At 59.1% G+C, this 24,356-nt stretch carries 29 protein-coding genes and 1 tRNA gene; 10 read left to right on the top strand and 20 right to left on the bottom strand.

The window, feature by feature from the left end; genetic code table 11:
• Window positions 1-16: 16 nt before the first annotated feature.
• The gene (locus GKZ67_RS03970) at window positions 17-424 is read left to right on the top strand and encodes a hypothetical protein (protein WP_173241250.1); all 408 of its coding nucleotides are present in this window, start codon (window positions 17-19) and stop codon (window positions 422-424) included.
• 139 nt (window positions 425-563) lie between these two features.
• Here GKZ67_RS03970 and GKZ67_RS03965 read toward each other — a convergent pair whose 3' ends face one another.
• From GKZ67_RS03965 to GKZ67_RS03935, 7 genes are all read right to left on the bottom strand, one after another.
• A complete protein-coding gene (locus tag GKZ67_RS03965) occupies window positions 564-1,166 on the bottom strand; it encodes a hypothetical protein (protein ID WP_173241249.1) in 603 nt (200 codons plus the stop codon).
• 14 nt (window positions 1,167-1,180) lie between these two features.
• Window positions 1,181-2,116, bottom strand: coding sequence for a hypothetical protein (locus tag GKZ67_RS03960; protein WP_173241248.1), 936 nt, complete (start codon window positions 2,114-2,116; stop codon window positions 1,181-1,183).
• Window positions 2,113-3,258, bottom strand: coding sequence for a FecR family protein (locus GKZ67_RS03955; RefSeq protein WP_173241247.1), 1,146 nt, complete (start codon window positions 3,256-3,258; stop codon window positions 2,113-2,115). Before GKZ67_RS03955 ends, GKZ67_RS03960 begins: the two co-directional genes overlap by 4 nt.
• Before the next feature lie 61 nt (window positions 3,259-3,319).
• Window positions 3,320-4,006, bottom strand: a complete 687-nt coding sequence (locus GKZ67_RS03950) for an RNA polymerase sigma-70 factor (RefSeq protein WP_173241246.1) — start codon at window positions 4,004-4,006, stop codon at window positions 3,320-3,322.
• A 190-nt stretch (window positions 4,007-4,196) separates the two neighbouring features.
• Entirely contained in the window at window positions 4,197-5,363 is a 1,167-nt protein-coding gene (locus tag GKZ67_RS03945) for a cytochrome-c peroxidase (RefSeq protein ID WP_173241245.1), read from the bottom strand.
• A gap of 294 nt (window positions 5,364-5,657) precedes the next feature.
• A complete protein-coding gene (locus tag GKZ67_RS03940; protein ID WP_173241244.1) occupies window positions 5,658-6,767 on the bottom strand; it encodes a zinc dependent phospholipase C family protein in 1,110 nt (369 codons plus the stop codon).
• A 494-nt stretch (window positions 6,768-7,261) separates the two neighbouring features.
• A complete protein-coding gene (locus GKZ67_RS03935; protein WP_173241243.1) occupies window positions 7,262-7,561 on the bottom strand; it encodes an IPT/TIG domain-containing protein in 300 nt (99 codons plus the stop codon).
• Between the two features lie 274 nt (window positions 7,562-7,835).
• On the opposite strand from GKZ67_RS03935, the gene GKZ67_RS03930 reads away from it, so the two are divergent.
• Window positions 7,836-8,294 carry a BLUF domain-containing protein gene (locus tag GKZ67_RS03930; RefSeq protein WP_173241242.1) on the top strand — a complete coding sequence of 153 codons (459 nt, stop codon included), beginning with the start codon at window positions 7,836-7,838 and terminating at the stop codon, window positions 8,292-8,294.
• A gap of 81 nt (window positions 8,295-8,375) precedes the next feature.
• Here the strand turns inward: GKZ67_RS03930 and GKZ67_RS03925 are convergent, their stop codons facing one another.
• Both GKZ67_RS03925 and GKZ67_RS03920 read right to left on the bottom strand, forming a co-directional pair.
• Entirely contained in the window at window positions 8,376-9,125 is a 750-nt protein-coding gene (locus tag GKZ67_RS03925; RefSeq protein WP_254245046.1) for a hypothetical protein, read from the bottom strand.
• Window positions 9,126-9,440: 315 nt separating this feature from the next.
• Window positions 9,441-10,097, bottom strand: coding sequence for an ABC transporter ATP-binding protein (locus tag GKZ67_RS03920; RefSeq protein WP_151087942.1), 657 nt, complete (start codon window positions 10,095-10,097; stop codon window positions 9,441-9,443).
• 193 nt (window positions 10,098-10,290) lie between these two features.
• Between GKZ67_RS03920 and sucC the strand changes: the two genes are divergently transcribed.
• The 4 genes from sucC (at window position 10,291) to GKZ67_RS03905 (ending at window position 12,839) form a co-directional block, all read left to right on the top strand.
• Complete coding sequence (gene sucC / locus GKZ67_RS03915; RefSeq protein WP_173241241.1) at window positions 10,291-11,487, top strand: ADP-forming succinate--CoA ligase subunit beta; 1,197 nt, start codon at window positions 10,291-10,293, stop codon at window positions 11,485-11,487.
• Window positions 11,488-11,699: 212 nt separating this feature from the next.
• Entirely contained in the window at window positions 11,700-12,182 is a 483-nt protein-coding gene (locus GKZ67_RS24325) for an aldo/keto reductase (RefSeq protein WP_317172226.1), read from the top strand.
• Window positions 12,116-12,619, top strand: a complete 504-nt coding sequence (locus GKZ67_RS24320) for an aldo/keto reductase (protein WP_317172225.1) — start codon at window positions 12,116-12,118, stop codon at window positions 12,617-12,619. The genes GKZ67_RS24325 and GKZ67_RS24320 overlap by 67 nt, the downstream gene beginning before the upstream one ends.
• Before the next feature lie 145 nt (window positions 12,620-12,764).
• Window positions 12,765-12,839: transfer RNA gene (locus GKZ67_RS03905), tRNA-Arg, on the top strand.
• Between the two features lie 166 nt (window positions 12,840-13,005).
• On the opposite strand, the gene GKZ67_RS03900 is transcribed toward GKZ67_RS03905, so the two are convergent.
• Window positions 13,006-13,305, bottom strand: a complete 300-nt coding sequence (locus tag GKZ67_RS03900; protein ID WP_173241240.1) for an energy transducer TonB — start codon at window positions 13,303-13,305, stop codon at window positions 13,006-13,008.
• A gap of 266 nt (window positions 13,306-13,571) precedes the next feature.
• Window positions 13,572-14,000: an IS200/IS605 family transposase gene (gene tnpA / locus GKZ67_RS03895; RefSeq protein ID WP_173241239.1), complete on the bottom strand. Its 429-nt coding sequence runs from the start codon at window positions 13,998-14,000 to the stop codon at window positions 13,572-13,574.
• A 466-nt stretch (window positions 14,001-14,466) separates the two neighbouring features.
• Between tnpA and GKZ67_RS03890 the strand changes: the two genes are divergently transcribed.
• From GKZ67_RS03890 to GKZ67_RS03880, 3 genes are all read left to right on the top strand, one after another.
• A complete protein-coding gene (locus tag GKZ67_RS03890; protein WP_173241238.1) occupies window positions 14,467-14,697 on the top strand; it encodes a hypothetical protein in 231 nt (76 codons plus the stop codon).
• Between the two features lie 150 nt (window positions 14,698-14,847).
• Window positions 14,848-15,933, top strand: a complete 1,086-nt coding sequence (fbaA, locus tag GKZ67_RS03885) for a class II fructose-bisphosphate aldolase (protein ID WP_173241237.1) — start codon at window positions 14,848-14,850, stop codon at window positions 15,931-15,933.
• 72 nt (window positions 15,934-16,005) lie between these two features.
• Window positions 16,006-16,302 (top strand): hypothetical protein, encoded by a 297-nt coding sequence (locus GKZ67_RS03880; RefSeq protein WP_173241236.1) that lies wholly within the window; start codon window positions 16,006-16,008, stop codon window positions 16,300-16,302.
• Window positions 16,303-16,495: 193 nt separating this feature from the next.
• Here the strand turns inward: GKZ67_RS03880 and GKZ67_RS24960 are convergent, their stop codons facing one another.
• From GKZ67_RS24960 to GKZ67_RS03845, 7 genes are all read right to left on the bottom strand, one after another.
• Window positions 16,496-16,627 carry a hypothetical protein gene (locus GKZ67_RS24960; protein ID WP_173241235.1) on the bottom strand — a complete coding sequence of 44 codons (132 nt, stop codon included), beginning with the start codon at window positions 16,625-16,627 and terminating at the stop codon, window positions 16,496-16,498.
• Window positions 16,576-17,406 (bottom strand): hypothetical protein, encoded by an 831-nt coding sequence (locus tag GKZ67_RS03870; protein WP_173241234.1) that lies wholly within the window; start codon window positions 17,404-17,406, stop codon window positions 16,576-16,578. The genes GKZ67_RS24960 and GKZ67_RS03870 overlap by 52 nt, the downstream gene beginning before the upstream one ends.
• Window positions 17,394-19,313, bottom strand: a complete 1,920-nt coding sequence (locus tag GKZ67_RS03865; RefSeq protein WP_173241233.1) for a S8 family serine peptidase — start codon at window positions 19,311-19,313, stop codon at window positions 17,394-17,396. Before GKZ67_RS03865 ends, GKZ67_RS03870 begins: the two co-directional genes overlap by 13 nt.
• Before the next feature lie 121 nt (window positions 19,314-19,434).
• Window positions 19,435-19,668 carry a hypothetical protein gene (locus tag GKZ67_RS03860; RefSeq protein ID WP_173241232.1) on the bottom strand — a complete coding sequence of 78 codons (234 nt, stop codon included), beginning with the start codon at window positions 19,666-19,668 and terminating at the stop codon, window positions 19,435-19,437.
• Between the two features lie 140 nt (window positions 19,669-19,808).
• The gene (locus GKZ67_RS03855) at window positions 19,809-20,360 is read right to left on the bottom strand and encodes a hypothetical protein (protein ID WP_173241231.1); all 552 of its coding nucleotides are present in this window, start codon (window positions 20,358-20,360) and stop codon (window positions 19,809-19,811) included.
• A gap of 82 nt (window positions 20,361-20,442) precedes the next feature.
• Entirely contained in the window at window positions 20,443-20,913 is a 471-nt protein-coding gene (locus GKZ67_RS03850) for a hypothetical protein (protein WP_173241230.1), read from the bottom strand.
• Entirely contained in the window at window positions 20,810-21,256 is a 447-nt protein-coding gene (locus GKZ67_RS03845) for a hypothetical protein (protein WP_173241229.1), read from the bottom strand. The genes GKZ67_RS03850 and GKZ67_RS03845 overlap by 104 nt, the downstream gene beginning before the upstream one ends.
• Window positions 21,257-21,402: 146 nt before the next feature.
• On the opposite strand from GKZ67_RS03845, the gene GKZ67_RS03840 reads away from it, so the two are divergent.
• Window positions 21,403-21,702, top strand: a complete 300-nt coding sequence (locus tag GKZ67_RS03840) for a GNAT family N-acetyltransferase (protein WP_254245045.1) — start codon at window positions 21,403-21,405, stop codon at window positions 21,700-21,702.
• A gap of 120 nt (window positions 21,703-21,822) precedes the next feature.
• Here the strand turns inward: GKZ67_RS03840 and GKZ67_RS03835 are convergent, their stop codons facing one another.
• Both GKZ67_RS03835 and GKZ67_RS03830 read right to left on the bottom strand, forming a co-directional pair.
• On the bottom strand, window positions 21,823-22,881 hold the full coding sequence (locus GKZ67_RS03835; protein WP_173241228.1) for a PmoA family protein: 1,059 nt from the start codon (window positions 22,879-22,881) through the stop codon (window positions 21,823-21,825).
• A 13-nt stretch (window positions 22,882-22,894) separates the two neighbouring features.
• Entirely contained in the window at window positions 22,895-24,262 is a 1,368-nt protein-coding gene (locus tag GKZ67_RS03830) for a Gfo/Idh/MocA family protein (RefSeq protein ID WP_173241227.1), read from the bottom strand.
• Between the last annotated feature and the right edge of the window lie 94 nt (window positions 24,263-24,356).

Here is a 24,356-nt window from a genome sequence, read left to right as displayed (position 1 = left end):
TTTCAACTCCCTTTTTATGAACATGTTTTCTGCCCGCCGCGCGGCTTTCGCCACGCTCACCCTCTTTACCGTAGGTGCCAGCACCTTGCTCACCGGCTGCTTTGAGAAAGACGGCCAAAAAGGCAGCTGCAGCCCCAAGGGCGGCACCTGCGACACCGCCGCCGTGGTGGTAGACCTGAGCAAGACCACCGGCTGCGGCCTGGTGCTGCACCTTTCCGACAGCACCTACGTGATACCCACGGGCCCGAACTGGACCAACTTCCACGCCAAGGCCGGCGAGAAAGTACTGGTGGGCTACACCATCAAGCGCAATGATGGCGATGCCGACGATGTGAACACCTGCAGCGCCGGGCCGCTGGTCGAGCTGGGCTGCATCAGCGTGAACACCACCACAACTACAACTAGCACTACCGGCTCCAATTAAGGAGCTGGCACCGCCATCCGCTACTAGTCAGCGCATCCGGCAGCTTACCGGATGCGCTGACTTTATTTATAGTTAAAATAATATATTACCCCGAAAGCACTGAGCAACCGGTAGCAAACCCTTGCTCAAAACCGCAGCCCTACTTGCAGGCCGGGCCAAAGGCGCAGCAGGTCCGGCCGCGGTCGGAGTTGAGCCAGAGCCACTGGTCCTGGCCCAGCGGCCAGTGGAGGCGCGGGCCCTCCTGATGAGCCGTGGCCAGGTTCAGGGTTGGGCCTGCCAGCAGCTGCCAGCGGCTGCCCTGCCTGAGCTGCCAGGCCAGCTGCGGCCGCAGCTGCGTAAGCAGGCTCGGCGGCGCCTCCCGGTCGCCGCCCACAAACCACTGCATCAGGTCGAGGCTGAGGGTGAAGCGCCCCCGGCTGCGGCCAGCCGTGCCGATACCTACTCCCCAGCTTGGGCCCGATTGATGGTCAAATGGCCCGAGTGCCGCGCCCAGCACCAGGTAAATGCGCGGCACGCCCAGCTTAAGGGCCCCATTCAGCGGCAAGGTTTCACTGGTCCAGGCTTCCCCATGCAGGTAGCCGCGACGCAGCAGCCCAGCCTGCGCCGCCTCATGCGTGCTTTCAGCTACCGCGGCCAGACCAGCCAGTGCATTTTGCTTTGGGCTGAGCTTCAGGGCTAAGGGTAGCGGCGCCGCCTGGGGCAATTCAGCAGGCCCTGAGACGAGCACAGTCGAGGCAGCCAATGGCGCAAGCAAGGCTATGGCCCCCGAGGTGGGCCCGGCGGAGGTGAAGCAGCTGAAAGGGCTGGTTTTTGCGACGCCGGGCTGCGGCTCTGGCTTAGCATACGCACCGGTCTTCGGCGGCTGCCAGGCCGGGCAGCTGTCGCCGCCTGGCTTAACGCTTTTTCGTCTACTGACTTAGCGCGAGCTACAGAGTAAGCAGCAGGGCTGCCTAACTTTTGAGGCATACGCAGGGCCGTGCGGGGCCCTGCAAAAGGGGTAATGACCGGACGGCCGGGTAGCGCCTGCTTGTCTAAGGCTTGACGCGGGCTGGTCGCTGCCTTTTTATTTCTTGTCGTAACAGTAGGAAATGGCTTCCTCACGCGCTTTACCTGAGGGTGCTGGTCGGCCGCAGGGGCATTGCCCGGCACTGGCTTACCGGTTGTGAATGAACGCTCCGGGCGGTCACTTGCTGATGAGCCTCTGGGTGAGACAGCCGACTGTGCTGCTTCGCCGGCCCGGCCAGCCGCCACAGCGCTTGAGGAAGGCGAGGCGGCAGGTACGCTGGCGGAGGCAGCCTGGCCATTCACCGCCGCCACGCCTGGGGGTGCGGCCACGCGGTCGGGCCATAGCACCAGCTGCCCATTCAGCAGCCCGTAGGATAAGTGCTCGGCGGCCAGCACCTCCCGCAATACCACCTTCAGCGGCCGGGCGGGGCCAGGCCGCAAGGTACAAGAGTGCGCCACGGGCACCAGCGAGCTGCTGTAGCTGAGCGGCAGATGCCCCTGGCGCGACAGCTCGGCCAGTACCGTGCCCAGTGGGCGGGTGCCCGGCGCCGGCTGCACCAGCCGGGCTAGCGCTGGGGTAGCGGTCTGTGCGCACGCCGGGCGCAGGGCCAGCAAGGCCAACAGCGCCAGCGCCAGCATCTGCCAGGCCAGTCGGCTGCGGCAGTGGTGTGCCCGCTGGCAGGTCACGGCCGGGGCGTGCGGGTAGCCGACGCCGCCGGAGTTTGAAGCCCCGAAGCCGGGGTAGCGCAGCCCGGCCCCTGCAATTGGTAGCTGCCGCGCTCGTCGAGGGCGAGGCGGCTGGCCGTAGCCGCTGCCACTACCGCCAGCACGGCCGCCGGCTGCGGGTGCGGAAACGTGCCAGTAAAGCGGCACTGCCCCAGGCCGGCATCAAGCAGCTCGATGGTCGTGCCGAAGGTGGCCCGTAGCGTCTGGGTCACCTGCGTCAGCGGCGCATCTACAAATCGCAGCGTATCCGTCTGCCAGGCCCGGAAATTGGGGTCGGCGGCCGGACTGCTGCGCAGGCGGGCGGCTATCCGGCCGGGCGCATCGGAAGCGTGCAGGGCAGCCCGGGTGCCCGCCAGCAGCCGTACGCTGTCGGTGGCTGCTAGGTGCGAAAGCCATACCTGCCCCTGGGTTACGCTAACTTCTACAGAGTCTTCGGCGGCATAGGCGCGCACATTGAAAGCTGTACCTGTTACGCGTACGCGGGCCGTGGTCGTACTCACCACAAACGGCCGGGCCGGGTTGGGCACTACCTCAAAATACGCTTCACCGGTGAGCTGGACGGCCCGCACCCCACGGGCCGGCTCCGGCCCTACTCCTACATACCGCAGCCGCGAATGCGCATGAAGCCAGACGGTGCTGCCATCGGGCAGCCGCACCGCGCGGCGAGCAGCGGCACTAGCGTAGGTCAGCACCTGCTCCCGGGGTTTAAAAAGCCCCGTTTTTGCTAACGCATAGCCCGCACCCAACAGCAATGCCAGGCCAGCTGCCAGCTGCCAGCGGCGGGCAGCGGTCAGTTGTTGCCCGGGCCAAAGCGGGCGCACAACCGGCGCGGCGCTGGTGGCCGGTACGGTAGCGGTCATCAGCGGCCGGAAGCGCTGCCAGGCAGCTTCAACGTCGGCCGGTGAGAACAGTACCGGGCCGGGCGTAGCCTCGCTGGCCCGCTCCCAGGCTCGGGTAACGGTGGTCAGGATTTGCAGATGGGTAGGGTCGGCCTGTACCCAGGCGCGCAGCTCCGCCCGCTCGCTCGCCGAGGCTTCGGCGGCCAGGTGGCGGGCCAGCAGCACCCAAGGGGCATCGGCCGGGTCGGAGTAGCGCTGCGTCATAGGTAGAATAAGTTGGCCTGGAAAAATAGCCCGGATGAATAGTAGATACGCCCGTACTGCGCTACCCCCACGCGACCCCGCAAAAATAGCGCAGATGCCCGTGCGGCACCGCGTACTCAGCCTGGTGACGGGCAGGTAGCTGGCGCGCGCTCAGGCTGGCGGCGCTCACATAAAACAGTAGCCAGTACAGATTTTTCAACACGCCGGCCAGCTCGCGGCGCATAATGCGCAAGGCCTTGCCCATCTGGTTTTCCACGGTTTTGGGCGATATCTCCAGCGCATCGGCTATCTGCTGGTAGCTCATTTCCTCGTAGCGACTCAGCTCAAACACAATGCGGCACTGGGGCGGCAGCTGCGAAAGGGCGGCCGCAACGGCCTCGGCAGTTTCGGAGGCATGCAGCTCGGCCAGGGCGCTGGGGGCCACCGGCGCAGTGTCGGGCGGGGCATCTTCCCAGGCTACCTGACGCTGCGCCCGCTGCTGGTAGCGAATGGCGGCATTCAGACTCATACGGGTGAGGTAGGCCCGGTACGACGCTATCTCAGGCAAGGTATCTACGCCCTGCCATATCCTCATAAACATATCTTGTAATATGTCCTCCACCACATCCCGGTCGGGCACGACGCGGTACACTACAGTCCCGAGGGGGGCGTAAAAGGTTTTGAAAAGCAGTTCGATAAACGCTGAGGGGTCAGCATTGCGCAGCAGCGACAGGCGGGCATTCAGCGCATCATCATCTAGAACGGCCATTAAATGAAGAAGGAGTAGCAGCCCGCAGCTTGCTCAACCAGTAATTTTTAGTCAATTTTATACAATATAGATAAGAGGAGGTTGCCGCTACGTCTGGGGGCTGCTACGCTGGCTCAGCAGGCAGGCGAGCAGCGTGTCCCTTGCAACGCATTGCCGAAGCTAACAGGGAAAAAAAGCTTAAGCATGCACTTTACTGAATATTTCCACCCACTACTAGGCCGCTGGGTACCGTGGCAGGCACTGTCCGGTCGTAGTTAGTGTCAGTAAGCGAATTGAGAAAAGCAATGATAGCCTGCTTGTTTTGCACGCGGTTAGGGAATTGCAGGTCACGCTGACGGGCGCTCACGTGGGGGTTGGCCGTTGCGCCGTCCCGGCCGTTATCATAAAAATCTAGTACGGCGGCCAGGTTGGCTACGGCCCCGCTGTGCATGTAGGGCGCGGTCAGGGCCACGTTGCGCAGGCTGGGCGTGCGAAAGGCGTAGGTACCGTTCGCGCCCGTATCAGAAGTCACGTTCTTGGCGTTATCGGGCACGCCCATCACGTGCAGCTGGTAGTCACTGAGCATAGGGCCGCTGTGACAGTTGCCGCAGCCACTCTGCAAGAAGGATTGCATGCCTTGAACCTGCTGGGCAGTCAGCGCAGCCGTATTGCCACGCAGGTACTGGTCATACGGCGAGTTGGTGGCTACCAGCGTACGCTCGAAGCAAGCCAGCGCCTGGCCGATGGTCGTGGCCGTGATGGGCACCGGCTGGGGAAAAGCGGCCTGAAACAGCGCCTCATAAGCCGGAATACGGCGCAGGCGTGCCACTACCGAGTCGGGGGCAGCTCCTTCGGCGTATTGATGGCCGCGCATTTCTTCCAGCTTGGCCACGGGCAGCAGGGCCTGGGTTTCCAGGGAGTTGGCCCGGCTGTCCCAGAACATAGGGGCGAGCGCTGGGTCTACCGAGCCGTTAAGGGTCAGGCCATTGAAGGCGCTATTGAGTACCGTGGAGGTATTGCGCTGGCCGAAGGGAATGGTATTAGGGAGGCGAAAATGCCGCGCCGCGCCGAGTCCCTGCCCGTTTTCGCCAATGGCCAGGTCGAGCCCGTCGGCATAGCCAGTGGCCGGGTGGTGGCAGCTGGCGCAGCTCACGTCCCGCCCACCCGAGAGCACCGGGTCCCAGTACAGGGCGCGGCCCAGGTCAACCTTCGCCGGACTGGTGGGGTTGTCGGCCGGGCTTAAGGCAGTGAGGGGGAGAGCCGCCAGAGTGCCCGCTGGGATGAGGGGAGTAGTTTGCTTTTGACAAGCAGCTACTGCCACAAGCAAGGCCGCCGCAGCCAGCAGCGCAGTAAGCTGAGTAGTAGTAGAGGCAGGCATAGGCAGGGTGATAGCGAGTGATGGCTTAACGTACTTGATTCAGGCAGCTTTATCAGTCCGGCGGGCTTCGGTGCTGCGGAGGCAACCGAGCCGCTTGGCAGTAAGATGCGTGAGGCCGGCCCTACCCCTACGCCGGCCTGATACATGGCTGCTCAACGCACTTTTTTTCGACTAAACACCTGTCAGTAAGCCGATAAAATATCTTTTTGCTGTTCCGCCTACCCGCTTTACTGGCCGCAGAATCAGCCAGGTCAGCACCAAGCGGGTTCTCCCGGCCTAAAAAAGCCAGTTGTTTTACTGCCCGGCCGGTGCCAGATTCCCACGTCGGGCGTTCGCCAGCCGCCGAATCCACAGGGTGTTGGTGCGGTCGGCCAAGGAATAGTCGCCGAGCTGAGTCAGCCGTCCGGTATCCAGGTTCAGGTTAGGTAAAGGGGCGCTTAGGTCGGCCAGCAGCGCCTGGTAGCGCACAATCGCTTGGCCGAAGCTGGCCTGCATGGTAGCTTCGGCCGCGGGCGGTAGCGGGCGAAACGCCAGCTGGGGCGCTACTCCCAGCCGGGGCAGGGTGGGCCGCAGCCAGACGAGCAGGTGCATCCCCAGGCTCAAATGGTCGGGTCGCGGGCCCCTGCGCCGCCGAAAATGCCCGGTATTAATCCGTTCGTAATAGCGCAGCCGGTCGGTCGTCGGCAGGCGGCTCAGCTGACCAGGCGGCACATATTCGCTTGCACGCACGGCGGCGGGCAGCAGCTCGGCCGCCACGAAGTGAAACGCAGCTAGGCCCCGCTTTTCGTGCGGCAGCACCTGCGCCAGCTGCAAGCCATAGGTGCGCCAGAAAGCCCGCGCCAGCACCGGTTCGCTTATCCGAAGCCCGAGGGCCTCGTGAAATTCCTCCGACCGGTAGTACCCCGCCTGCACCTGGGTCACATCGAAGGCAAACTCAACCTGGGCGTGCTGGCGCGGTGCCTGGGCATACGTGATGGGACAGCCCAGCCGGGCAGTGAGCTCGGGGAATACGAGGTTCGTGACGGCATTGGTTCCGGCGGGGTGCCCAACGCCATCCGCTACGTAGTGCGCCAACGCGCCAAGGGCAAAAGCCAGTTCGTTGCGGGTGCGGGCCTCGTCGCGGAGCGCCCCCACAAAGTCGCCCGTATGCACGTAGTGCGTCAGGTTGGAGAAGAAAGCCACATTGCCGGGGAAGTAACCCAGGTCCTGGAGTAAAGACCCGCCGTAGGCGTAGCTGCGGGCTTCGCGCAGCTCGGCGGGCGTAGCGCCGGGGTAACGACTTTCCAGCACCGGCACCAGGTTATGTGCCCAGCAGGAATCCACCACCGCCTGGTGGGTAAGGGCCGAAAAAGCAGCGACCGAAGAGGCGCAGCATAGCAAAGCCAGCAGCAGAACCGCACGCATACGAAAGAACGCCGGTTTAGTGGGCAATACGCAAGATATGCCGCGCGCTAGTTTGGGGAAGCAGTTTGCCAGGGGGCCGGTCAATTAAGCTGCGACTGGCCTTCCTAGAAGCCACCTCCCAGGGCAGGCCACCAGAAATGAGCGGCTGTAGATTCCCTGTTTTCAGTAGTGGCCGGAAAGGCGCATCCTGTAAGCGCCGGCTAAAAAATTTATCGTGCATCAATTAAGAAGGCCAGTAAAAACCGGGTGCCGCACTCAAAGCAGCGGTTCTGACCAGCAACAGATGCACAGCGCTTCGCCTACCCCCACGCGGGCTTCTACTTTTTTGCGTTTTAAAATGCGCTTATGACTTTCGGCTACCAAGACATTCTTACTTATCGTTGCCGGCTTAGACTGATTTCCAGCTTTTTTGGTATTCTGTGAAAAGCTATATAAACAACACCCCGGACAGGCCATGCGCAGGCTCTCGGCAGACTTACTCAACTACTCCACCGTCAACACAGAGCCTCGCCGCTAGCCCGCGCTACACAAGTGCTCGTGCTGGCTGGTACTACGAGGCTCAGGCTGGCTCTGGTCACGCGGGTCGGCACTACGGCTTCATTATCCAGGCTCACGTAGGTGGTACCGTCGAGGTTGGCGCCGGTGAGCATAATGCTGCTGCCGCTTGCCGCACTTACGGGGCTAAAGTTGCTGATAGCAGGCAGGGCTTCGGCCAGACTGCCGCTGGTGAGGTACAACCGAAAGCTGGCACTCGTAGGTGCGATGACACCCAGCAGCACGCGAATGCCCGGCAATATGTAGGCACGCTCTTCCCAAACACTTCGGCTATGCTGCCATTAATTTGCAAAAAGGCCACGGCCGTGCCATCGGGCGCGTTGGTATTGCCTAAGGCGCTGCCGTTGGGGCAAAGTCGCTCTGGCTGACGAAGGTCCAGCCGGCTCCGGGTTTTGTTCAGTCCACAACCCTGTAAACGCGAATTTAACTAAGAATAACGCTGTACCGGGCCTGCTTTAGCTGAATCCAGCCTTTGCATTTATACCTTAGCAGGCCGATACTCTTTTTAGCGCTATGCCCCTGTTTTATCTCGTTTACGAAAGCCTGGCTACCCAGTCCTTCACCGAAGCCGACCTGCAAGACCTGCTGCTTCACGCCCGAAACTATAATACTAAGCAGGATGTAACCGGCCTGTTGCTCTATGTGCCTTCCGGAAAGTTTATTCAGGTGCTGGAAGGCGAACGTTCTCAGGTGATGGGGCTATACCAGCATATTGCTCGCGACCGACGCCACCAAAATTGCACTATTCTGGCCAGTGGCCCCCTGGCGGCGCGACGCTTTGGCGAGTGGCGCATGGGCTTCCACGTAGCCGCCCCCGACACTTGTCTGGCTTCCTTGCTGGGCTTTGTAGATACCTCTTCCGCCTCCTTTCTACTGCCTCTGATACCTGCTTTATCCAGTACGCTGCTCAACCGGCTGCTCGACTACGTGCGGCCCACACCGCCGCAAGCGTATACCAGTCAGCTGGCTTAACCGCCCCGGCATTTCTGGCGCACCTAACAAAAAAGCCCGGCACCTTACGGTACCGGGCTGATAATCAGGTTTTTTAAACTACTAGGCAGCTACGGCCGTCGTACCCTCACGGTCTTCGATGGCTTTGCGCAGCTTGGCGATAGCCTGCGTGGCACGCTCCTCATCGAGGCGGTTAATGTTGAGCAACATCTTCGTCTTCTCCTGACGCGTGATGAGCGGGTGGTTCAGCAGGCGGATAATTTCCTCTTTCTGCGAAGCCGTAGCATACTGCACCGGCAAAGCAGCGGGCGCTTCGGCGGCAGGGGTTTCTACTGGCACGGCCGGGGCAGTGGTTACGGCGCGCATCACGGGCGTGGGCTCCGCTACGGCCGTGGCCACGGCGGGGGCGGGCACATTGCCGGTGTACTCCATTTCCTCAGCCGGCGTAGGCTCGTAGCCGGCAGCCCGGATAATCCAGGCCAGGATGTTGCGGTAGGCTTTGCCGATGGCGCGGGTCTGGGCCATGCTGGCAATGGCAAACTCCTGGTAAAACTTCTTGCCGCTCTCCTTATTCGAGCAGATGGCGAAGCCGGCACCCACAGTATGCTGCGAGCGCATATCGAACAGCGTTACTTTGGCCTGATACTTAATTTCTTGCTCGGAGCTTACGTTGATGACGTGCTCCACGATGGGCACGATGCCCAGGCGCGAGCCAGCATACTGCCAGCCCTCCACGTTCACAAACTCCTTGCCCTGCACCTGGGTGCTGAGCTTATTTTCCTTGATAAACTTGGCCAGGTCCTTCGCCAGGTCGAGCGTCTCGTCCGACTTGGCGATGTCATAGCTCTCCACGCGGGAGCAGCCTTTTTGGCGGTAGCTTCTTTCGGGGCTTTGGTGACTTCGGTCATGGTTGGGGTGGCCAGCGGCCGGTTATCGTTCTGTAGTACGAATATCAAACCCGACCCGGCTAAGGAAGGTGCCCCAAAAGCCAATTTATTTAGTAAATCTTATCGCTGATTATCAGATGGTTTAACGGGCAATTAAAAATTATTTCGAGCAAGGCTATTTTCCAACCGGCTTAGCGCGGGCCGTCTTGCTAAAAAAGCCAAAAAAGAACGTCATGCTGAGCTTGTCGAAGCATGACGTTCTTTTTTGGCTTTCTACCCGCTACTCCTCCAGAATATGGCCGTCGCGCATCACAATGGTGCGGTCGGCCATCTGGGCCAGTGTATCGTTGTGGGTTACAATGACAAACGTTTGGCCAAACTCCTTGCGGAGCCAGAAAAACAGCTCGTGCAGCTCCTGGGCGTTTTTCGAGTCGAGGTTGCCGCTGGGCTCGTCGGCGAAAATAATTTCGGGCGAGTTGATAAGGGCGCGGGCCACCGACACGCGCTGCTGCTCGCCACCGCTCATCTCGCTGGGCTTGTGGTCGACCCGGTGGTCGAGGTTGAGCAGGCCGAGCAGCTCGCGGGCCCGCACGCGCACCTCTTTTTCGGAGCGGTCGGCCAGGTAAGCGGGCAGGCACACGTTTTCAATGGCCGTAAACTCAGGCAGCAGGTTGTGAAACTGAAACACGAAGCCGATATGGCGGTTGCGAAACCTGGCCAGCGAGGTGCGGCCCAGGCTGGTAACCGACTCGCCATCGAAGAGCACCTCACCCGAGTCGGGGTTGTCCAGGGTGCCCAGAATATGCAGCAACGTGCTTTTTCCGGCGCCCGACGACCCCACGATACTCACAATCTCGGCCCGCTGAATAGTAAGGTCGATGCCTTTGAGCACTTCCAGCGAGTTGTAGCTTTTACGGAGGTTAATAGCTTGCAGCAAAGCGAACGAAAGAAAATAATATAGTATCAGGGCAAAGCTACGCGGAAAGGGGGCCGGGCGTTGGCATAATGAGTAAGGAGGGTAATGTCATGGCTATTATTTGCACGGCTTTACTCCCCTTACTCAAATTACTCCCATTACTCCTTCCGGCCCTACCTTCGCGCCAGTAATTAGCATCACCCCTACCCCTCCGATGAACATTCACGAGTATCAAGGCAAGGAAATTCTGAAAAAGTACGGCGTGCGCGTGCAGGAAGGCATTACGGCCGACACCGCCGAAGAAGCCGTAGAAGCCGCCAAAAAGCTCACCGAGCAAACCGGCACCAGCTGGTACGTTATCAAGGCCCAGATTCATGCCGGCGGCCGGGGCAAGGGCGGCGGAGTGAAGCTCGCTAAAAATCTGGAGCAGGTAAAAGACATCGCCGGCCAGATTCTCGGCATGCAGCTCGTGACCAAGCAGACCGGCGCCGAAGGCCGCAAGGTGCACAAGGTGCTCATCGCCCAGGATGTATACTACCCCGGCGAAAGCCCTACCAAGGAGTACTACATGAGCGTACTGCTCGACCGCACCAGCGGCAAAAATGTCATTATCTACACCACCGAGGGCGGCATGGATATCGAGGAGGTTGCCGAGTCGCACCCCGAAAAAATCCATAAGGAGTTTGTAGACCCCGCCGTGGGCCTGCAAGGCTTTCAGGCGCGCAAAATTGCCTTTGGCCTTGGCCTCTCGGGCGATGCCTTCAAGGAAATGGTGAAGTTCGTGACGGCCTTGTACAAGGCCTACGATGAAACCGACTCGGCCATGTTCGAGATTAACCCGGTGCTGAAGACGTCGGACAATAAGATTCTGGCCGTTGACGCCAAGGTGACCCTGGACGACAACGCCCTCTACCGCCACAAGGACTTCGTAGCCCTGCGCGACCTCAACGAGGAAGACCCGCTGGAAGTGGAGGCCTCAGCTTCGAACCTGAACTACGTGAAACTCGACGGCAACGTGGGCTGCATGGTAAACGGCGCGGGCCTGGCCATGGCCACGATGGACATCATCAAGCTGAGCGGCGGCGAGCCCGCTAACTTCCTCGACGTCGGGGGTGGAGCCAACGCCCAGACGGTAGAGGCGGGCTTCCGCATCATCCTGAAAGACCCGAACGTGAAGGCCATCCTCATCAACATCTTCGGCGGCATTGTGCGCTGCGACCGCGTGGCCAACGGCGTAGTGGAAGCCTACAAGAAAATCGGTGACATCCGCGTGCCCATCATCGTGCGCCTGCAAGGCACCAACGCGGAGGAAGGCGCCCGCATCATCGATGAGAGCGGCCTGCAGGTGAAGTCGGCCGTGCTGCTGAAAGATGCCGCCGCCCGCGTGAAGGAAGTACTGGCCGCTGCGTAATATAGCGAAAAATAAATATTATAAAAAGCTCGTCCGGTAACCTGGGCGGGCTTTTTTATGTTATAACCCCCTAAAAAGCACGTCATGCTTCCCTGCATTTAGCATGACGTGCTTCAGCAATCGGCTAATCTACCTACCTATTTCCTTGTCCAATGGAATTTACCCGCTTAGGAAACACTGGCTTACAGGTTTCTAAAATCTGCCTGGGCACCATGACCTACGGCACGCCCACCGAGCGCTGGCCCTGGGCCCTGAATGAAGAAGCCAGCCGGCCTTTCATTCAAAAAGCGCTGGAATTAGGCATCAACTTCTTCGACACGGCCGATGTGTACTCCAACGGCGCAAGTGAGGAAGTAGTAGGGCGTGCCCTGCGCGACTTCGCCAAGCGCGACGAGCTGGTACTGGCTACCAAGGTCTTCAACCCGATGGGGCCAGGGCCGAACGATAAAGGCCTCTCGCGTAAGCACATTATGAGTGCCATCGACGCTAGCCTCCGGCGACTGGGCACCGACTACGTAGACCTTTACCAGATACATCGCTGGGATTATACTACGCCCATTGAGGAGACACTGGAGGCACTGCACGACGTGGTGAAGGCCGGCAAGGCCCGCTACATCGGGCATCATCGATGTTCAGCTGGCAGTTTGCCCAGGCGCTGTACCTGGCCGACCTGCACAACTGGACGCGCTTCGTGAGTATGCAGCCGCACTACAACCTCGTGTACCGCGAGGAGGAGCGCGAAATGCTGCCGCTGTGCCAGGACCAGAAAATTGGCGTTATTCCGTGGTCGCCGCTGGCGCGCGGGCTGCTCACGGGCGGGCGCTCGAAGGAGCGCAACGAAACCGAGCGAGCCAAGACGGACAACTTTGGCAAAAGCCTCTACGGCCGCGACGATGATTTTGCAGTGGCCGACCGCGTGACGGAAATTGCCCAGGAGCGTGGCCTGCCCAACGCCCAGATTGCTCTGGCCTGGATGCTGAGTAAGCCCGTTATCACTTCCCCTATCGTGGGTGCCAGCAAGCCCGGCCACCTCGAAGACGCCGTGGCCGCAGTAGATGTAAAGCTCTCAGCAGAGGAGATAAAACGCCTTGAAGAGCCCTATCAGCCGCATCCGGTATTAGGCTTTAGCTAGGTAGTGACGCACTGCGGCATCGCCAGTTAAGTAATTTAGCCCCCGAATTGCCGCCTGAATGCTTCGCTTGGGCCGCAAGCGGGATAAAAACCGTCCTACGTTTGGCTACCCCGGCTTTTGTGGCTACTTTTGCAGCCCCGCAACAGGTCGCGTAGTACAACGGATAGTATAGGAGCCTCCGAAGCTCTAGATTTAGGTTCGATTCCTAACGCGACCACCAAAAGGACCTCACATGCATGTGAGGTCCTTTTTTATAATATAATTAAATATGAATATTCTACCCCGAGGCTGGCGGTGCGCTACTCGCTTACTGCTCTGGTCGGCCCGCCTGGCAGTGTAGTGCCAGGCGGCCAGTTGCACTACTAAGGCGCAGGTAGAACATCCAGTCAGTTTCCCCGCTTAAAGGAAAAGAGAATAGGCAGGGTACAGCGCACCCGCACGGCTTTCCCTTCCTGCTGGCCGGGAGTCCACCAAGGCATGAGTCGCACTAAGCGAATAGCCTCTTCGGCAAAGTCTGCGTTGCTTGTCTTAAGCACGACTGGGTCGAGTATGCGCCCCTGCTCATCCACAATAAACTGCACAACTACCGAGCCGGACTGCCCGCGCCGGAAGGACTCGACAGGATAAACGAGTTTCGTGGCCAGGTAATGATGCAGGGCCTGCTCGCCTCCCACGAAAGTGGGCATTTGGTCGGCATATATCAGAACGGGAGCTGCTTCCTGGCCAGCTACTGAACCAGCACTGCTGACTGCATTGGAAACCAGACCAGACGCGGCCGGTATGGCTTGGGCGCAACTGACAAACGTTATCAATACGCTGAATAAAGCTGACAGTAAATAAGATACCATACCCGATACTAAACGACTATGGACTGTAAGTCCATAGGTTTGGTTTGCGAATGAAATTCGCTGGTTTCGGCTAAAGCCGACTGAAAGCCCCCACTACAAGTGGGCTATTCCAGAATAAAATTCTCGTCCCCATTGGGCTGGTCTTTGTGATGGTTCAAGTACGCTTCCAATAGCTCGTCCGTGATGTTCCCCACGCTCCAGGCACCATAGCCAATGCCCCAGAAATGACCGCCCCAGTACCGGCGCTTCAACTCGGGAAACTCTTGCAGCAACAACTTAGCACTGCGCCCTTTCAGCCGGCGCATCAACTCGCTCAGCGCTAGCGAAGGCGGATACGAGACATGCAAATGAATATGGTCCTTGCTTACTACCCCTTTCAAAATGCGTACATCCAACGCATTACACGTTTGACGCAACAGGTCTCGGCAGCGCAGTTGTACATCACCCGTCAGCACCTGATAGCGGTATTTGGTGCTCCACACCAGATGCACTTCCAGCTTGTGAACCGAATGGCTGCCTGTTCGCTGCTTCATCTTACAAAGCTACCAAGCGCCTAGAAGTGAGTAGCAACTAAAGTCTTGCCCTAAAGGGCATAGCTTTAACTAGCGTGCTTGAAAAGTAAATTAATTAATTTATTGCATATGGCGAACCTCAATTACCATGTAAAGGTACCAGCCCTAAAAACCGGGGTAATTACCAGTGAATTACTCTTGCGTTAAGGTTGACAGTTGAGCTATCGTTGCCTCGGGACTGGTGCTATGTCAGGCAGGCTGCCGGCACACTGCGCCGGTAACGGGTATGCCCTGGCACCTACCCGCCAGGTTCTGGTTTTTTCGCGCTTGACATGGCAAGTCGCAGTCTCATTTGGGGCCATGGCCTGAGGCAAAGCGCCTATCGGCGATGTACTTACCGGCTGAAGCGAAACCATGGCCGATAAAATTTAAAATAATTGCACAAAACCAGCACAGAAAACTCCAACGCGGGTGCTAACTTTAACTTATGAACTTTCCCACCCGCTCTATTCAACCCTTGCAAGTTTCTTCTTCTGCTACTGAGCAGAGCCGCCAACGACTTGTAGCAGCCATTATTTCTTATACCAACGGTATTCCATTTCTGGTAAAACCCTCTCAGCAACAGGCGCTGGATTTATACTCCAGGGGCCGGCTTACCATTGATGAGGTTGTATATTACCTGGAATCAGCTGCTAAGCATGAAGCTAATGCTGCTTGATTTTATTCGTACCCTACGCCTTAGCTGCAAGTACTGGCTTGCAGCCACGGCGCAGCAGACTTCGGCACCGGATTACAGGGCTTGATGCCAAAACAGCGGCTGGCTGTTTTCTTTGCAGCGCGGTACCCTTAGCGCCGCGCCTTTCCAAACATGGCAACATCCACCCTGACCGGCCTGCGGGCCGGCGTGCTGCACGGCGACGAAGTGCAGGCCCTTTTCCAACACGCGAAGGCCAACGGCTATGCCCTGCCCGCCGTGAACGTAACCGGCACCGATACCGTGAATGCCGTGCTTGAAACGGCCCGCGACCTCAACTCGCCGGTAATCATTCAGTTCTCCAACGGTGGCGCTCAGTTTTTCGCCGGTAAGGGCCTGGCCAACGACAAGCAGCAGGCCAGCATCGCGGGCGGCATCTCGGGCGCGCAGCACGTGCATCTGATGGCGCAAGCCTATGGCGTGCCCGTAATTCTGCATACCGACCACGCCGCTAAAAAGCTCCTTCCCTGGATTGATGGCTTGCTGGAGGCCGGCGAGAAGTTTTTTGCCGAGCATGGCCAGCCCTTGTACAGCTCGCACATGCTCGACCTGTCGGAAGAGCCGATTGAGGAGAACATCGAAATTTGCCAGAAATACCTGGCGCGCATGGCCAAAATCGGCATGACGCTGGAAATTGAGCTGGGCGTAACCGGCGGGGAGGAAGATGGCGTCGACAACTCGGATGTGGATAGCGCCAAGCTCTACACGCAGCCCGAGGAAGTAGCGTATGCCTATGAGAAGCTCAGCGAAATAAGCCCGCGCTTTACCATCGCGGCGGCTTTTGGCAACGTGCACGGCGTGTACAAGCCGGGCAACGTGAAGCTGCAACCCAGGATTCTGCACAATTCGCAAGAACATTTGCGTCAGAAGCACAATATAGTCGAGGCCTTGCCCATTGATTTTGTGTTTCACGGGGGCTCAGGCTCGAGCCAGGAGGAAATCCGGGAAGCTATCAGCTACGGTGCTATCAAGATGAATATTGATACTGATTTGCAGTGGGCTTTCTGGGAAGGTATTCAGAAGTACTACGTGAAAAACGAAGGCTTCCTACAAGGCCAGATTGGCAACCCCAATGGCCCGGACGCGCCCAACAAGAAGTACTACGACCCCCGCGTGTGGTTGCGCGAAGGCGAAAAAACGTTCGTAACGCGCCTCAAGCAAGCCTTTGAGGACCTGAACGCCGTGAACCGCCGGCCCTAGGCAGCGAGGGGCAGCCTAAACTTAGCTCGACGGATATGCGTATAGCCGCCACATCATTTTTTACCTCTGATTATGAAAAAGACTCTTTTTTCTGCACTGGCACTCTGCTTGTTTTTAGCTGCTTCGACCCAGGCGCAAACCACGCCCACTACGGTTACCAAAGACGGTGGCGATAAAACCATCTCCAAAGCTGATGGTATGACTGTTAAAACCAAAGTGGGTGACGACGGCAAAATGAAAATGAAAGGCAAAGACGCCGCCGGCAATACAATGAAGGCCACAACCCGCCCCCGCAAAGGCGACATGAAAATGCACCACAAAGGCATGAAGAAAGACAGCGCAGCCACGAAGTCGGGTGCCAGCTACTAGTAATTAAGTACAAGTACTTGGTCAAAAGCACGGGTGTTATTCGTTAGCAGGAACCTGCACCTGGCTAGGCTCATCCACCACCAGCCAACTGTTTTTCGCCCCTTCGTTTTGCGCTGATTTTCAGCAAAAAAGCCGAACTCTCCCGAGTTCGGCTTTTTATATTTAGACGAGTCGCTGCCGGCCCGAGCAGAAGCTACTCGCGTTCTACCCGCTGCCCCAGGCTGGTGCCGGCTATTCGCACTACGTACAGGCCGGGAGCCAGGCCTGCCAGCCTCAGCTCGCCGCCACCGGCCCGCAACGGGGCAGCCAGCACCTGCTGTCCCATATTGTCGAACACCTGAGCCGTAACAGCCCCAGCGTCATGGGCAGTTCGATATGCAGCCGGTCATTAGTTGGGTTAGGATAGAGCTTCCAGAAAGCGGTCGGGCCGGCCGCCGGCCTAGCTGCCAATACCTGCTGGTAGGTGGCAGTGGCGGCCTGGGCCGCCGCTTGTAGCTCGGCGAGCGTGGGGGCAGCCAGCACGGCAAACGCTACGGTGGCGGAGTCGCCGGGAGCCAGCCGGGTCAGCAGTGTGCTTACCACCTGCGACACGTCGGTGCCGGCAGCCAGCGTGCCGGCCTCGCGGTGAGCCCGCCCGAAGCCCCCGCTGAGCGCCAGGTATTTTTCGGCAGGGCTAAAACCATCGCCAAAATAGATGGGGCTGGATTTGGGCGCCTGGTTGTCAATAGAGTATACGCCGGCCGGGCCAGTACCCAGAACCTGAATGCCGGTGTACACGACTGAGGCTATAGGGTCGAAGCAATAGCCTACGCGGTTGACCGAATCCCAGCGAGCTACGTTGCGGGCAGGGGCGCCAGGCAGGTCCCAGTCGGTAAATAAGCCGGCATACAGGGGCTTAAGGGTGTCGGCAGTAAGGTTTTGTATAGAATAGCTGAGCAAAATAACGTTGCGACGGGCAGCAGGCGCACCCCAGCTTTGGCCATGCTGCCGGATACGTACCCCCACCGAGCGTGGCTGCTGCGCAGCGGGCAGCGAGTCGCGAAATACGCTGTAGGCCTCCTGGTCGGCGCGGGGGCCGGGGGCCAGGCGCCTCACCTGAGCCAACGTATAGAACGACTGGCGCGCCCCGCCGTTGGTGCTGCGCAGGCGGTCTGAGACGCGCGTAGGTGAAGTAGCGAGTAGCAGTCCCCCTCACTTAGCAACGGCATGCTGTTGCGGTAGCTGACGCCCTGGCCCACTGTACCGGCAAGGTCATCGTAGGCCAGGCTACCGCGGCTGGTCAGGGTCAGCGAGAGGTCACCAGCATTAAGCTGCACATAGTCCGGGTTCAGGGTAACATCTACATATTGGTCTGACTGGTAGCCGTTATCGGCCGTAAGATGGTAGTGTAAAGTGGCCGTTGTATTCACTGGTATGCCGGTAGCGGCTACCGTCAGCCAGTAGGGCAGCGCCTTGTTGTCGGCTTCGGCCAGCGTAGCCAGGCTGCCCGCCTCAAACAGGCCCTGGTGCACAGCCACGTAAGGTGAGAGCGAGGTTAAGGTTACTTTGAGGCCGCTGATGGGCAATAGCAGGTTGCGCACCGTGGCTACCAGCTGAAAGGTATCACCGGGCGCATACCCCGCGGCGCTGGGCGGCAGCATGCTACTGCGCACTACCCGGGCTTCCCGTTGGTTGAGGGCGGCAACTGCCCGCCCTACGTTCAGGCGGCCCGTACCCAGGTAGCCCTGGTAAGCTGCGTTGGCCGGCAATCTGTAGATACTGGCATCGGCAGTTTGACGCAGCTGCGCCATTACCTGCTCGGACGTGAGCTGCGGAAACCTGACCCGGACCAGCGCGGCTGCTCCTGACACCTGCGGGGCAGAAAAAGAAGTGCCCGACGAGCGCCAGTAATCGGTATCTACCGAATCGGCTGCCAGCTGCACATTCCAGCCATAGGTCGAGAAAATGTTGATACCCGGCGCCACCAGGTCTACGCGGTGGCTATAGGTAGAAAAGCTGGCTTTCGCGTCGGCACCATCGGTGGCCGACACCGACAGTACGTGGTCGTAGGAGGCAGGGTAAAATAAGAGGTCATTGGGCGTGTTACCGGCCGCCGCTACCAGCACTGCATCGCGGTTTACGGCTGCATACGTGCACACATCCTGCTCGAAGCTTGAATAGCCACCCGCCCCGCCCCACGACATATTAATAACCTTGCAGCCGTGGTCGGCTGCATACACGACGGCCTCATACCCTCCAAAAGCCGCCACCCCGACGTCAGAAAATATTTGCAGCGGCAAAAACTTGCACCGGAATCCTACGCCGGCAATCCCCTTGCCATTGTCGGCCTGCCCGGCCACTACCCCGGAGGTTAGCGAGCCGTGGGCCACCACGCCTTCGTAGAGCGGGTCGTTATTATTATTGGCAAAATCCCACCCCCGAAAATTGTCGATGTAGCCATCGCCATCGTCATCTTTCCCATTGATAGGGTCGGCATAATTATATTTCACCTGGTGGCGCAGGTCTTCGTGGCTGTAACGAATGCCGGTATCCGTCATGCCAATGACCATGCTGGTATCGCCCTTGGTAAAGTCCCAGGCCCGGTAGGCATTAATCAGCTTCAGGTAATACTGGGCCCCGGTAGTAGAGTCGGCAAGCGGGTCATTGGGTAGATATAGCGGCTGCCTAATATAAAGCGGCTCAACGTATTCCACTACGCCACTGGCCAGCAGAACGGCGCGCGCCTTAGCCAGGCTCAACGTAGGCGGCACGGTTATTTCAAATATGCGGCGCAGGTCAACGCCGTCCGGCTGCTCGGGGTTGGGAGGCAGGGTAAGAGGAAACTTTTGCGTAAGGCCGGTAGCCTGCAGCGACTGCAAAGCCGCCCGCACGGCATCAAGCTCGGCAGTCGGGGTAGCGCCGCCCGCCCGCAGCTTAAATACCAGCCGGCCCGGCAACGTGGGCGGAGCTGCCATTACTGCCCCGGCACCAGCCAGTAGAGCCAGCCATAACAAGGTAATAAGTAATCTCATATAATCAGATAATATTCACAAAAACAAATACTCGTAAAAGTACCACCCAGACCGGTTATTTATCTACGTAAAAAAAAGGCAGCCAGCCTCCGGGGCTGGCTGCCTTTTTTACAATCACTGCTTATTCAAACTTATAATTCTTATTCGCGCGTACCGTTCTGAATTTCCCGGCATTGTGCGCTTTTAAATCTATCATAGGCAGTGGATGAGGATTGTGCCTAAACCGCATGTGGGCACTGTGGTTTTTGGCGTCGTTGGTGTGGGCAAAGTCGCGGGCCTTGGGCCGGCGGCCAGCCGTAGCGGCTTGCGCTGAAAGCAGGCAAGCACCAAGCAGAACTAAAACGATGGTTTTCATGGGAGCAGTAGCAAAAGGGGCACCGGACAGTCGATAGCCAACGGGTTGTTTACGCGGGCAAGGGTCGGCTTGTTTCCCAGGCGTGCTGGTAGGGATTGGGGCTGACTTACGGGCTACACTTAGCTTGCCCGCCACCTGAGCTACCCCCACCGAGACGGCAGCCCAGCCTCGCGGGCCAGCGGCGCCGCACCCGAGCCAAACAAGCCGGCCAACACGGTATTGGTAGTAGCGGCCAGCTCCAGATGATAATCGGGATGCAGCTTTTCAGCCTGCTTCAGCGTTTCCTGCGCCCGGCGCACCAGGTGCTGAAGCAGTGGCTGGGTGGGGCCGTGCAGCTGCGCCACCAGCGCGGGCTGGTGCTCAAATACGTTGGCCAGCAGGCGCAGGCTCAGCTCTACTTCCCCAAAGGCATCTTGCGTAATCCGGGCGTGATAGGCCAGCCGCGCTTGCAGCTGCCGCAGTATAACGAGCAGGTCGTTAGGCGTTTGGTGGTAGCCGCGCACGGGGTCATCTACTTGCTTGCGCAGGGCAGCGCGACGGTCGGCCAGGGCATCAGGCCCTTCGAGCAGGCGGTAAGTCAGCTGCTCGGTCAGCAAGGCATCCTGGGCTACCAGGCGGGCCAGCAGCTGGTCTTTCTCTTTTTGCGGCAGCTCAAGCAGGGCGCGGCGAAGTACGGGTGGTAGTACGGGCATAGCTGAAGCAGGTTAGATGCAAAAGAGCCTGCGTCCCTAAGGTCACAGGCTCTTTCGAAGGCGCACTTGTTACGAAGCTGGTTTAGTCGGCGTCGCCTTCAGCGGTCAGGTTTTTACCCTGATGCTGCATTTCGGGCAGTGTAAAGTTGGCCTCGCTGGGGCGCGACAGCTCGCTGGGCACATTCTCGTCGGAGGCCGGCGCGGCACCCACCGGAGCCTGTATTTCCGAGCGCATCGAGTCATCCATCTGGTCGGCCATCTGCTGGCCGCTGTCGTTTTCGTCGAATACCTGACCGGCAGTTTCGCGGTCAAGGAAGCTATCCGATTCCTTCTCAGTGGCAGTAAGGGCGTTATTGGAAAGGTCGGCTTGCGCGTCGGTGGTGGCCGTAGCGGCAGCTTTACGGTTTTCGTTGTTGCCGGCGGCGGGTTGGGGGCAGTTGCCATAAAAGCTAGTTTTTATCGTGTTCCTTGTCGTCGTTGTCCTGGTAGGTAGCCTCGGGCTTGCCGCCAGCATAGCGCGGGTCATCGTCAGCCCAGGCGGCGCGTTGCACATCGGTATCGGCGTGGCGGGCGGCGTGTACGGCGGCGGGGTTTTGATTTTGAGTGGTGTGGCCGCGCTGGTCACCGGGGCTTGCTGGCGCTTTAGCAGCATCCTCGGGCTTACGCACCTCGCTGAACTCGTCGGGGTTGTCGTTGGAGCCGTTGCGCCCGGTGCCGGGCGCATTGCCCGCCGCGGTGTACTCGGGCTTGCCAAAGTCTCCATATTGCGGCGTGCCAGCCTGGGCCTGAGTAGCGGCCTCATCGGGGTTGAGCTGCGCCTGTGCGGCGCTCGCGCGTTGCCCCTCGGGCAATTGGTTGTCGTCGTCTGCCGAAGTCGAAGCTGAATTGGTAGTCATGGGAGGGAAAGAAAGATGTTCGCTAAACAGCCGGGCCGGGCCCGGAGTAGTGTTTACTCATCTTTTCGGGTTCGCGTTGCTGAATCGTAGTATTGCCCCCGCATTTTTTGGCCCGGCTACGTACACCAGGCTTCCTACTACCCGCTTTGTACCGCTCCCCTATTCACATGGCTATTCACCACGACCTTGTTAGTCAATCATTTACTACTGGCCAGGCCGATGACCCGGCCGAGCTGGCTTACACGCTGCCCGCTGCGGGCGTTATCGACTTCACCCACACCTTTGTGCCTGAAAGGCAGCGCGGCCAGGGTGTAGCCGACGAGCTGGCCCGCGCCGGCCTGGCCTACGCCCGGCAGCAGCACCTGCGCGTGCGCACCAGCTGCCCGTTTGTGGCCGGCTTTGTGCAGCGCAACCAAGCCGAATACGCGGCTATTTTAGACTCCTAGCCGTGTGAAGAGCTACAGAGTGAAGAGTTGAGAGTGAAGAGTTCATAATTTGTGTAAGCTTCAGGTTTTTAACTCCTTACTCTTACCAACCATTCCTTACTCTTCACTCTTAACTTCTATCTACTTACTGGCCGTATTTTTCTTGGCAAATGTCGCTGCTTCCTCGTCCAGCTGGTGGCTCGATAGCGTTTTGCTACCGTCGTCAATCAGAATGCGGTAGCGAAACGTGGCGGATTCGCCTTTTTCCAGCCGCAGGTTTTTGGCTGATTTTCCTTCGGTAAAAACCTTCTCGCCCAGTGGGTTGGCTGCAAACAGCCCGTAGCCGCGGGCGTGCCAGAAGGTTGGGTAGTTCGGGTTGCCGGGATGGTCGATAATGGCGATGCTGACCGAGTCGGCCCCCATCTTGCCAAACACCTTGCACCACACGCCGCGCGTGCTCCAGGCATCGTTGCCGCGCTTGCCGGCGCTGGTGAGGTAGCTGCCGTTGGGTACGTGGTCGGTGCCGGCCTTCACCACCGTTACAATGCCTTTGCTATCGGTAAATTTCTGGTCCTGGGTGCTGGGCATTTGCAGCTCGTGAGCCAGGCGCAGGCCCAGCAAGCCATCCTTGGCGTCGTTGAAAGTGACGGGTACTACGGCTTTCAGTGTCGTCACGCGGTCGATAGTGCGGGCCCGGCCGGTGCCGCTAAACTCGAAGCGGGTAGTTTCCTCGAGCAGCACCTCATTGGCCTGGTTGGTCCAGTTGGCATGGTAGGCCAGCACGCCGGTCTGGCCGCTGCTGGTAGTGAGAATACGGTCGGTTTTGATCCAGCCGTAAGCGCTTTTCTTTTCCTTCGGAATAGCGTATGAATTATTCCAGAAGTCGAGGCCGTTCACGTTCTCATAGTTGAACCACAGCCCAATGTGGTGCGGGTGGTCGGTCGGGTCACCTGCCTTGGGCTGAAGCGGAAAGCCCCGCGTTACCACCTTGCCATCGGCCGGCCGCAGCGGGTAAAGCACCGGCTTTTCGAGCGAATCGGGGTATAGAAAGCTGGTAAACAGCTGCTTGCCAACGTACACATCTATCTTTTTACCCGTACCGGCCTTCACCACGCGCACGGGCTCGGCCTTTTGAGCCTGGGCCGGCAAGCAAGCTACTACAGCAGCCAGTAAAGCACCGAATAATATTATTTTTTTCATATATATTATATAATTAATACATAAACACTTTACCGCCCACCATTACTTCCTGGGTTTTCTCGTCGAAGGTGGCTTTCTGGCCGGTATGCACGGCCGCGTTGGTCATGATGGTGGCAATGGAGTGGCTGTAGCCAGCCTCGACCGGCGCGTGGGGCGTCTGGCGGCTGCGCACGCACTCCATCCAGTTCCGCACGTGGTTGGAAGTCAGCTTATCGCCGCCGGTATTGGCCGAGGCAATGACGGCCTCGGCATTGCCCAGGTTGGTTTCGGGCAGCAAAAACGGCTGCATGTGCATAGCCTCGGCAAACTTTTGGGTGAGGCCGCCGCGGGGCGATATCGTATTGGTATTCAGGTTCAGCTCGCCGCCATTAGAGTAGTAGATTTCGGCCGGATGCTCGTCGCCATTGTCCATGCGCGAGCCAAACGTGACCTGGAAGCCGTGGGCCATATCCTGGGCCGGGCCGTAGTCGAACACCGCCGTGAGGGTATCCCAGTTGCGGCGACCATCCTGCCACATATAAATGCCGCCGTTGGCCACCACGCTGCGCGGGTGCTGCAAGCCCGTAAACCAGTGCACAGTATCAATCTGGTGGCTCATCCACTGGCCGGCCAGGCCGGAAGAATAGGGCCAGAAAAGTCGGAATTCCAGATATTTACGCGCATCAAACGCTTCGGCGGGCCGGTTCATCAGGTAGCGCTTCCAGTCGGTGTCGGCTTCCTTGAGCTGGGGCACCAGCTCGGGCCGGCGCCAGCGGCCGGGCTGGTTTACGTTCCAGGTCAGCTCCACCATCTTAATGTCGCCAAACTTACCCGACTTGATAAAGGCTTCGGCCGCGCGGTAGTTGTCGCCGCTGCGGCGCTGGGAGCCAATCTGCACAATCTGCTTCGACCCTTTGATGGCCTTGAGCGCCGCCCGGTTGTCGGCCATAGTCTCGGCAAAGGGCTTCTCGACGTAGGCATCGCAGCCGGCCTGCACGGCCTCGATGGCGTGCAGCGCATGCTGGAAATCGGCGGTGCTGATAAATACGGCGTCCACCGCCTTTTTGCCGTACATCTCCTCGTTATTGCGGTAGGCCACCACGTCGCGCTGCATCTTCTCCTTCCAGATGGCGGCCCCTTCCTCCCGGCGCTTTTTCCAGATATCCGACACGCCCACCACCTCAAAGTTCAGCTCCTTGCAGTGGTTCATAAAGCTGGGAATGTGCGAGCTGCGATGCCGGTCGGAGAAGCCGACCACGCCCACGCGCACCCGGTCGTTGGCCCCGATAATACGCTTATAGCTGCTGGCCGACCAGGCCGTGTGCGGCGCTACCAGCACCCCGGCACCGGCCAGGGCAGCTTGTTTGAGAAAAAGACGCCGCGGCGTATCGTTGGTAAGCATGGGTGGGAGAAGGTTAAAAGTTGTAATATTTCTATGAATACGAATTATTTACGAAAAGTATCTTACTGACTGAGTAGTGAACGAAGCGGGCTGC

Source organism: Hymenobacter sp. BRD67 (assembly GCF_013256425.1).
Taxonomy (GTDB): Bacteria; Bacteroidota; Bacteroidia; order Cytophagales; family Hymenobacteraceae; genus Hymenobacter.
Note: the sequence above shows the minus strand (reverse complement) of the source record. Positions and strands in the feature narration are given on the sequence as shown.

Excerpts from the sequence above, each read along its gene's own strand:
- GKZ67_RS03970 (WP_173241250.1), top strand. The coding sequence starts at position 17 with ATGAACATGTTTTCTGCCCGCCGCGCGGCTTTCGCCACGCTCACCCTC.
- GKZ67_RS03955 (WP_173241247.1), bottom strand. The coding sequence starts at position 3,258 with ATGACGCAGCGCTACTCCGACCCGGCCGATGCCCCTTGGGTGCTGCTG.
- GKZ67_RS03950 (WP_173241246.1), bottom strand. The coding sequence starts at position 4,006 with ATGGCCGTTCTAGATGATGATGCGCTGAATGCCCGCCTGTCGCTGCTG.
- GKZ67_RS03945 (WP_173241245.1), bottom strand. The coding sequence starts at position 5,363 with ATGCCTGCCTCTACTACTACTCAGCTTACTGCGCTGCTGGCTGCGGCG.
- GKZ67_RS03940 (WP_173241244.1), bottom strand. The coding sequence starts at position 6,767 with ATGCGTGCGGTTCTGCTGCTGGCTTTGCTATGCTGCGCCTCTTCGGTC.
- GKZ67_RS03930 (WP_173241242.1), top strand. The coding sequence starts at position 7,836 with ATGCCCCTGTTTTATCTCGTTTACGAAAGCCTGGCTACCCAGTCCTTC.
- sucC (WP_173241241.1), top strand. The coding sequence starts at position 10,291 with ATGAACATTCACGAGTATCAAGGCAAGGAAATTCTGAAAAAGTACGGC.
- GKZ67_RS24325 (WP_317172226.1), top strand. The coding sequence starts at position 11,700 with ATGACCTACGGCACGCCCACCGAGCGCTGGCCCTGGGCCCTGAATGAA.
- GKZ67_RS24320 (WP_317172225.1), top strand. The coding sequence starts at position 12,116 with ATGTTCAGCTGGCAGTTTGCCCAGGCGCTGTACCTGGCCGACCTGCAC.
- GKZ67_RS03900 (WP_173241240.1), bottom strand. The coding sequence starts at position 13,305 with ATGCCCACTTTCGTGGGAGGCGAGCAGGCCCTGCATCATTACCTGGCC.
- tnpA (WP_173241239.1), bottom strand. The coding sequence starts at position 14,000 with ATGAAGCAGCGAACAGGCAGCCATTCGGTTCACAAGCTGGAAGTGCAT.
- GKZ67_RS03890 (WP_173241238.1), top strand. The coding sequence starts at position 14,467 with ATGAACTTTCCCACCCGCTCTATTCAACCCTTGCAAGTTTCTTCTTCT.
- fbaA (WP_173241237.1), top strand. The coding sequence starts at position 14,848 with ATGGCAACATCCACCCTGACCGGCCTGCGGGCCGGCGTGCTGCACGGC.
- GKZ67_RS03880 (WP_173241236.1), top strand. The coding sequence starts at position 16,006 with ATGAAAAAGACTCTTTTTTCTGCACTGGCACTCTGCTTGTTTTTAGCT.
- GKZ67_RS24960 (WP_173241235.1), bottom strand. The coding sequence starts at position 16,627 with ATGGGACAGCAGGTGCTGGCTGCCCCGTTGCGGGCCGGTGGCGGCGAG.
- GKZ67_RS03865 (WP_173241233.1), bottom strand. The coding sequence starts at position 19,313 with ATGAGATTACTTATTACCTTGTTATGGCTGGCTCTACTGGCTGGTGCC.
- GKZ67_RS03860 (WP_173241232.1), bottom strand. The coding sequence starts at position 19,668 with ATGAAAACCATCGTTTTAGTTCTGCTTGGTGCTTGCCTGCTTTCAGCG.
- GKZ67_RS03855 (WP_173241231.1), bottom strand. The coding sequence starts at position 20,360 with ATGCCCGTACTACCACCCGTACTTCGCCGCGCCCTGCTTGAGCTGCCG.
- GKZ67_RS03850 (WP_173241230.1), bottom strand. The coding sequence starts at position 20,913 with ATGTGCAACGCGCCGCCTGGGCTGACGATGACCCGCGCTATGCTGGCG.
- GKZ67_RS03845 (WP_173241229.1), bottom strand. The coding sequence starts at position 21,256 with ATGACTACCAATTCAGCTTCGACTTCGGCAGACGACGACAACCAATTG.
- GKZ67_RS03835 (WP_173241228.1), bottom strand. The coding sequence starts at position 22,881 with ATGAAAAAAATAATATTATTCGGTGCTTTACTGGCTGCTGTAGTAGCT.
- GKZ67_RS03830 (WP_173241227.1), bottom strand. The coding sequence starts at position 24,262 with ATGCTTACCAACGATACGCCGCGGCGTCTTTTTCTCAAACAAGCTGCC.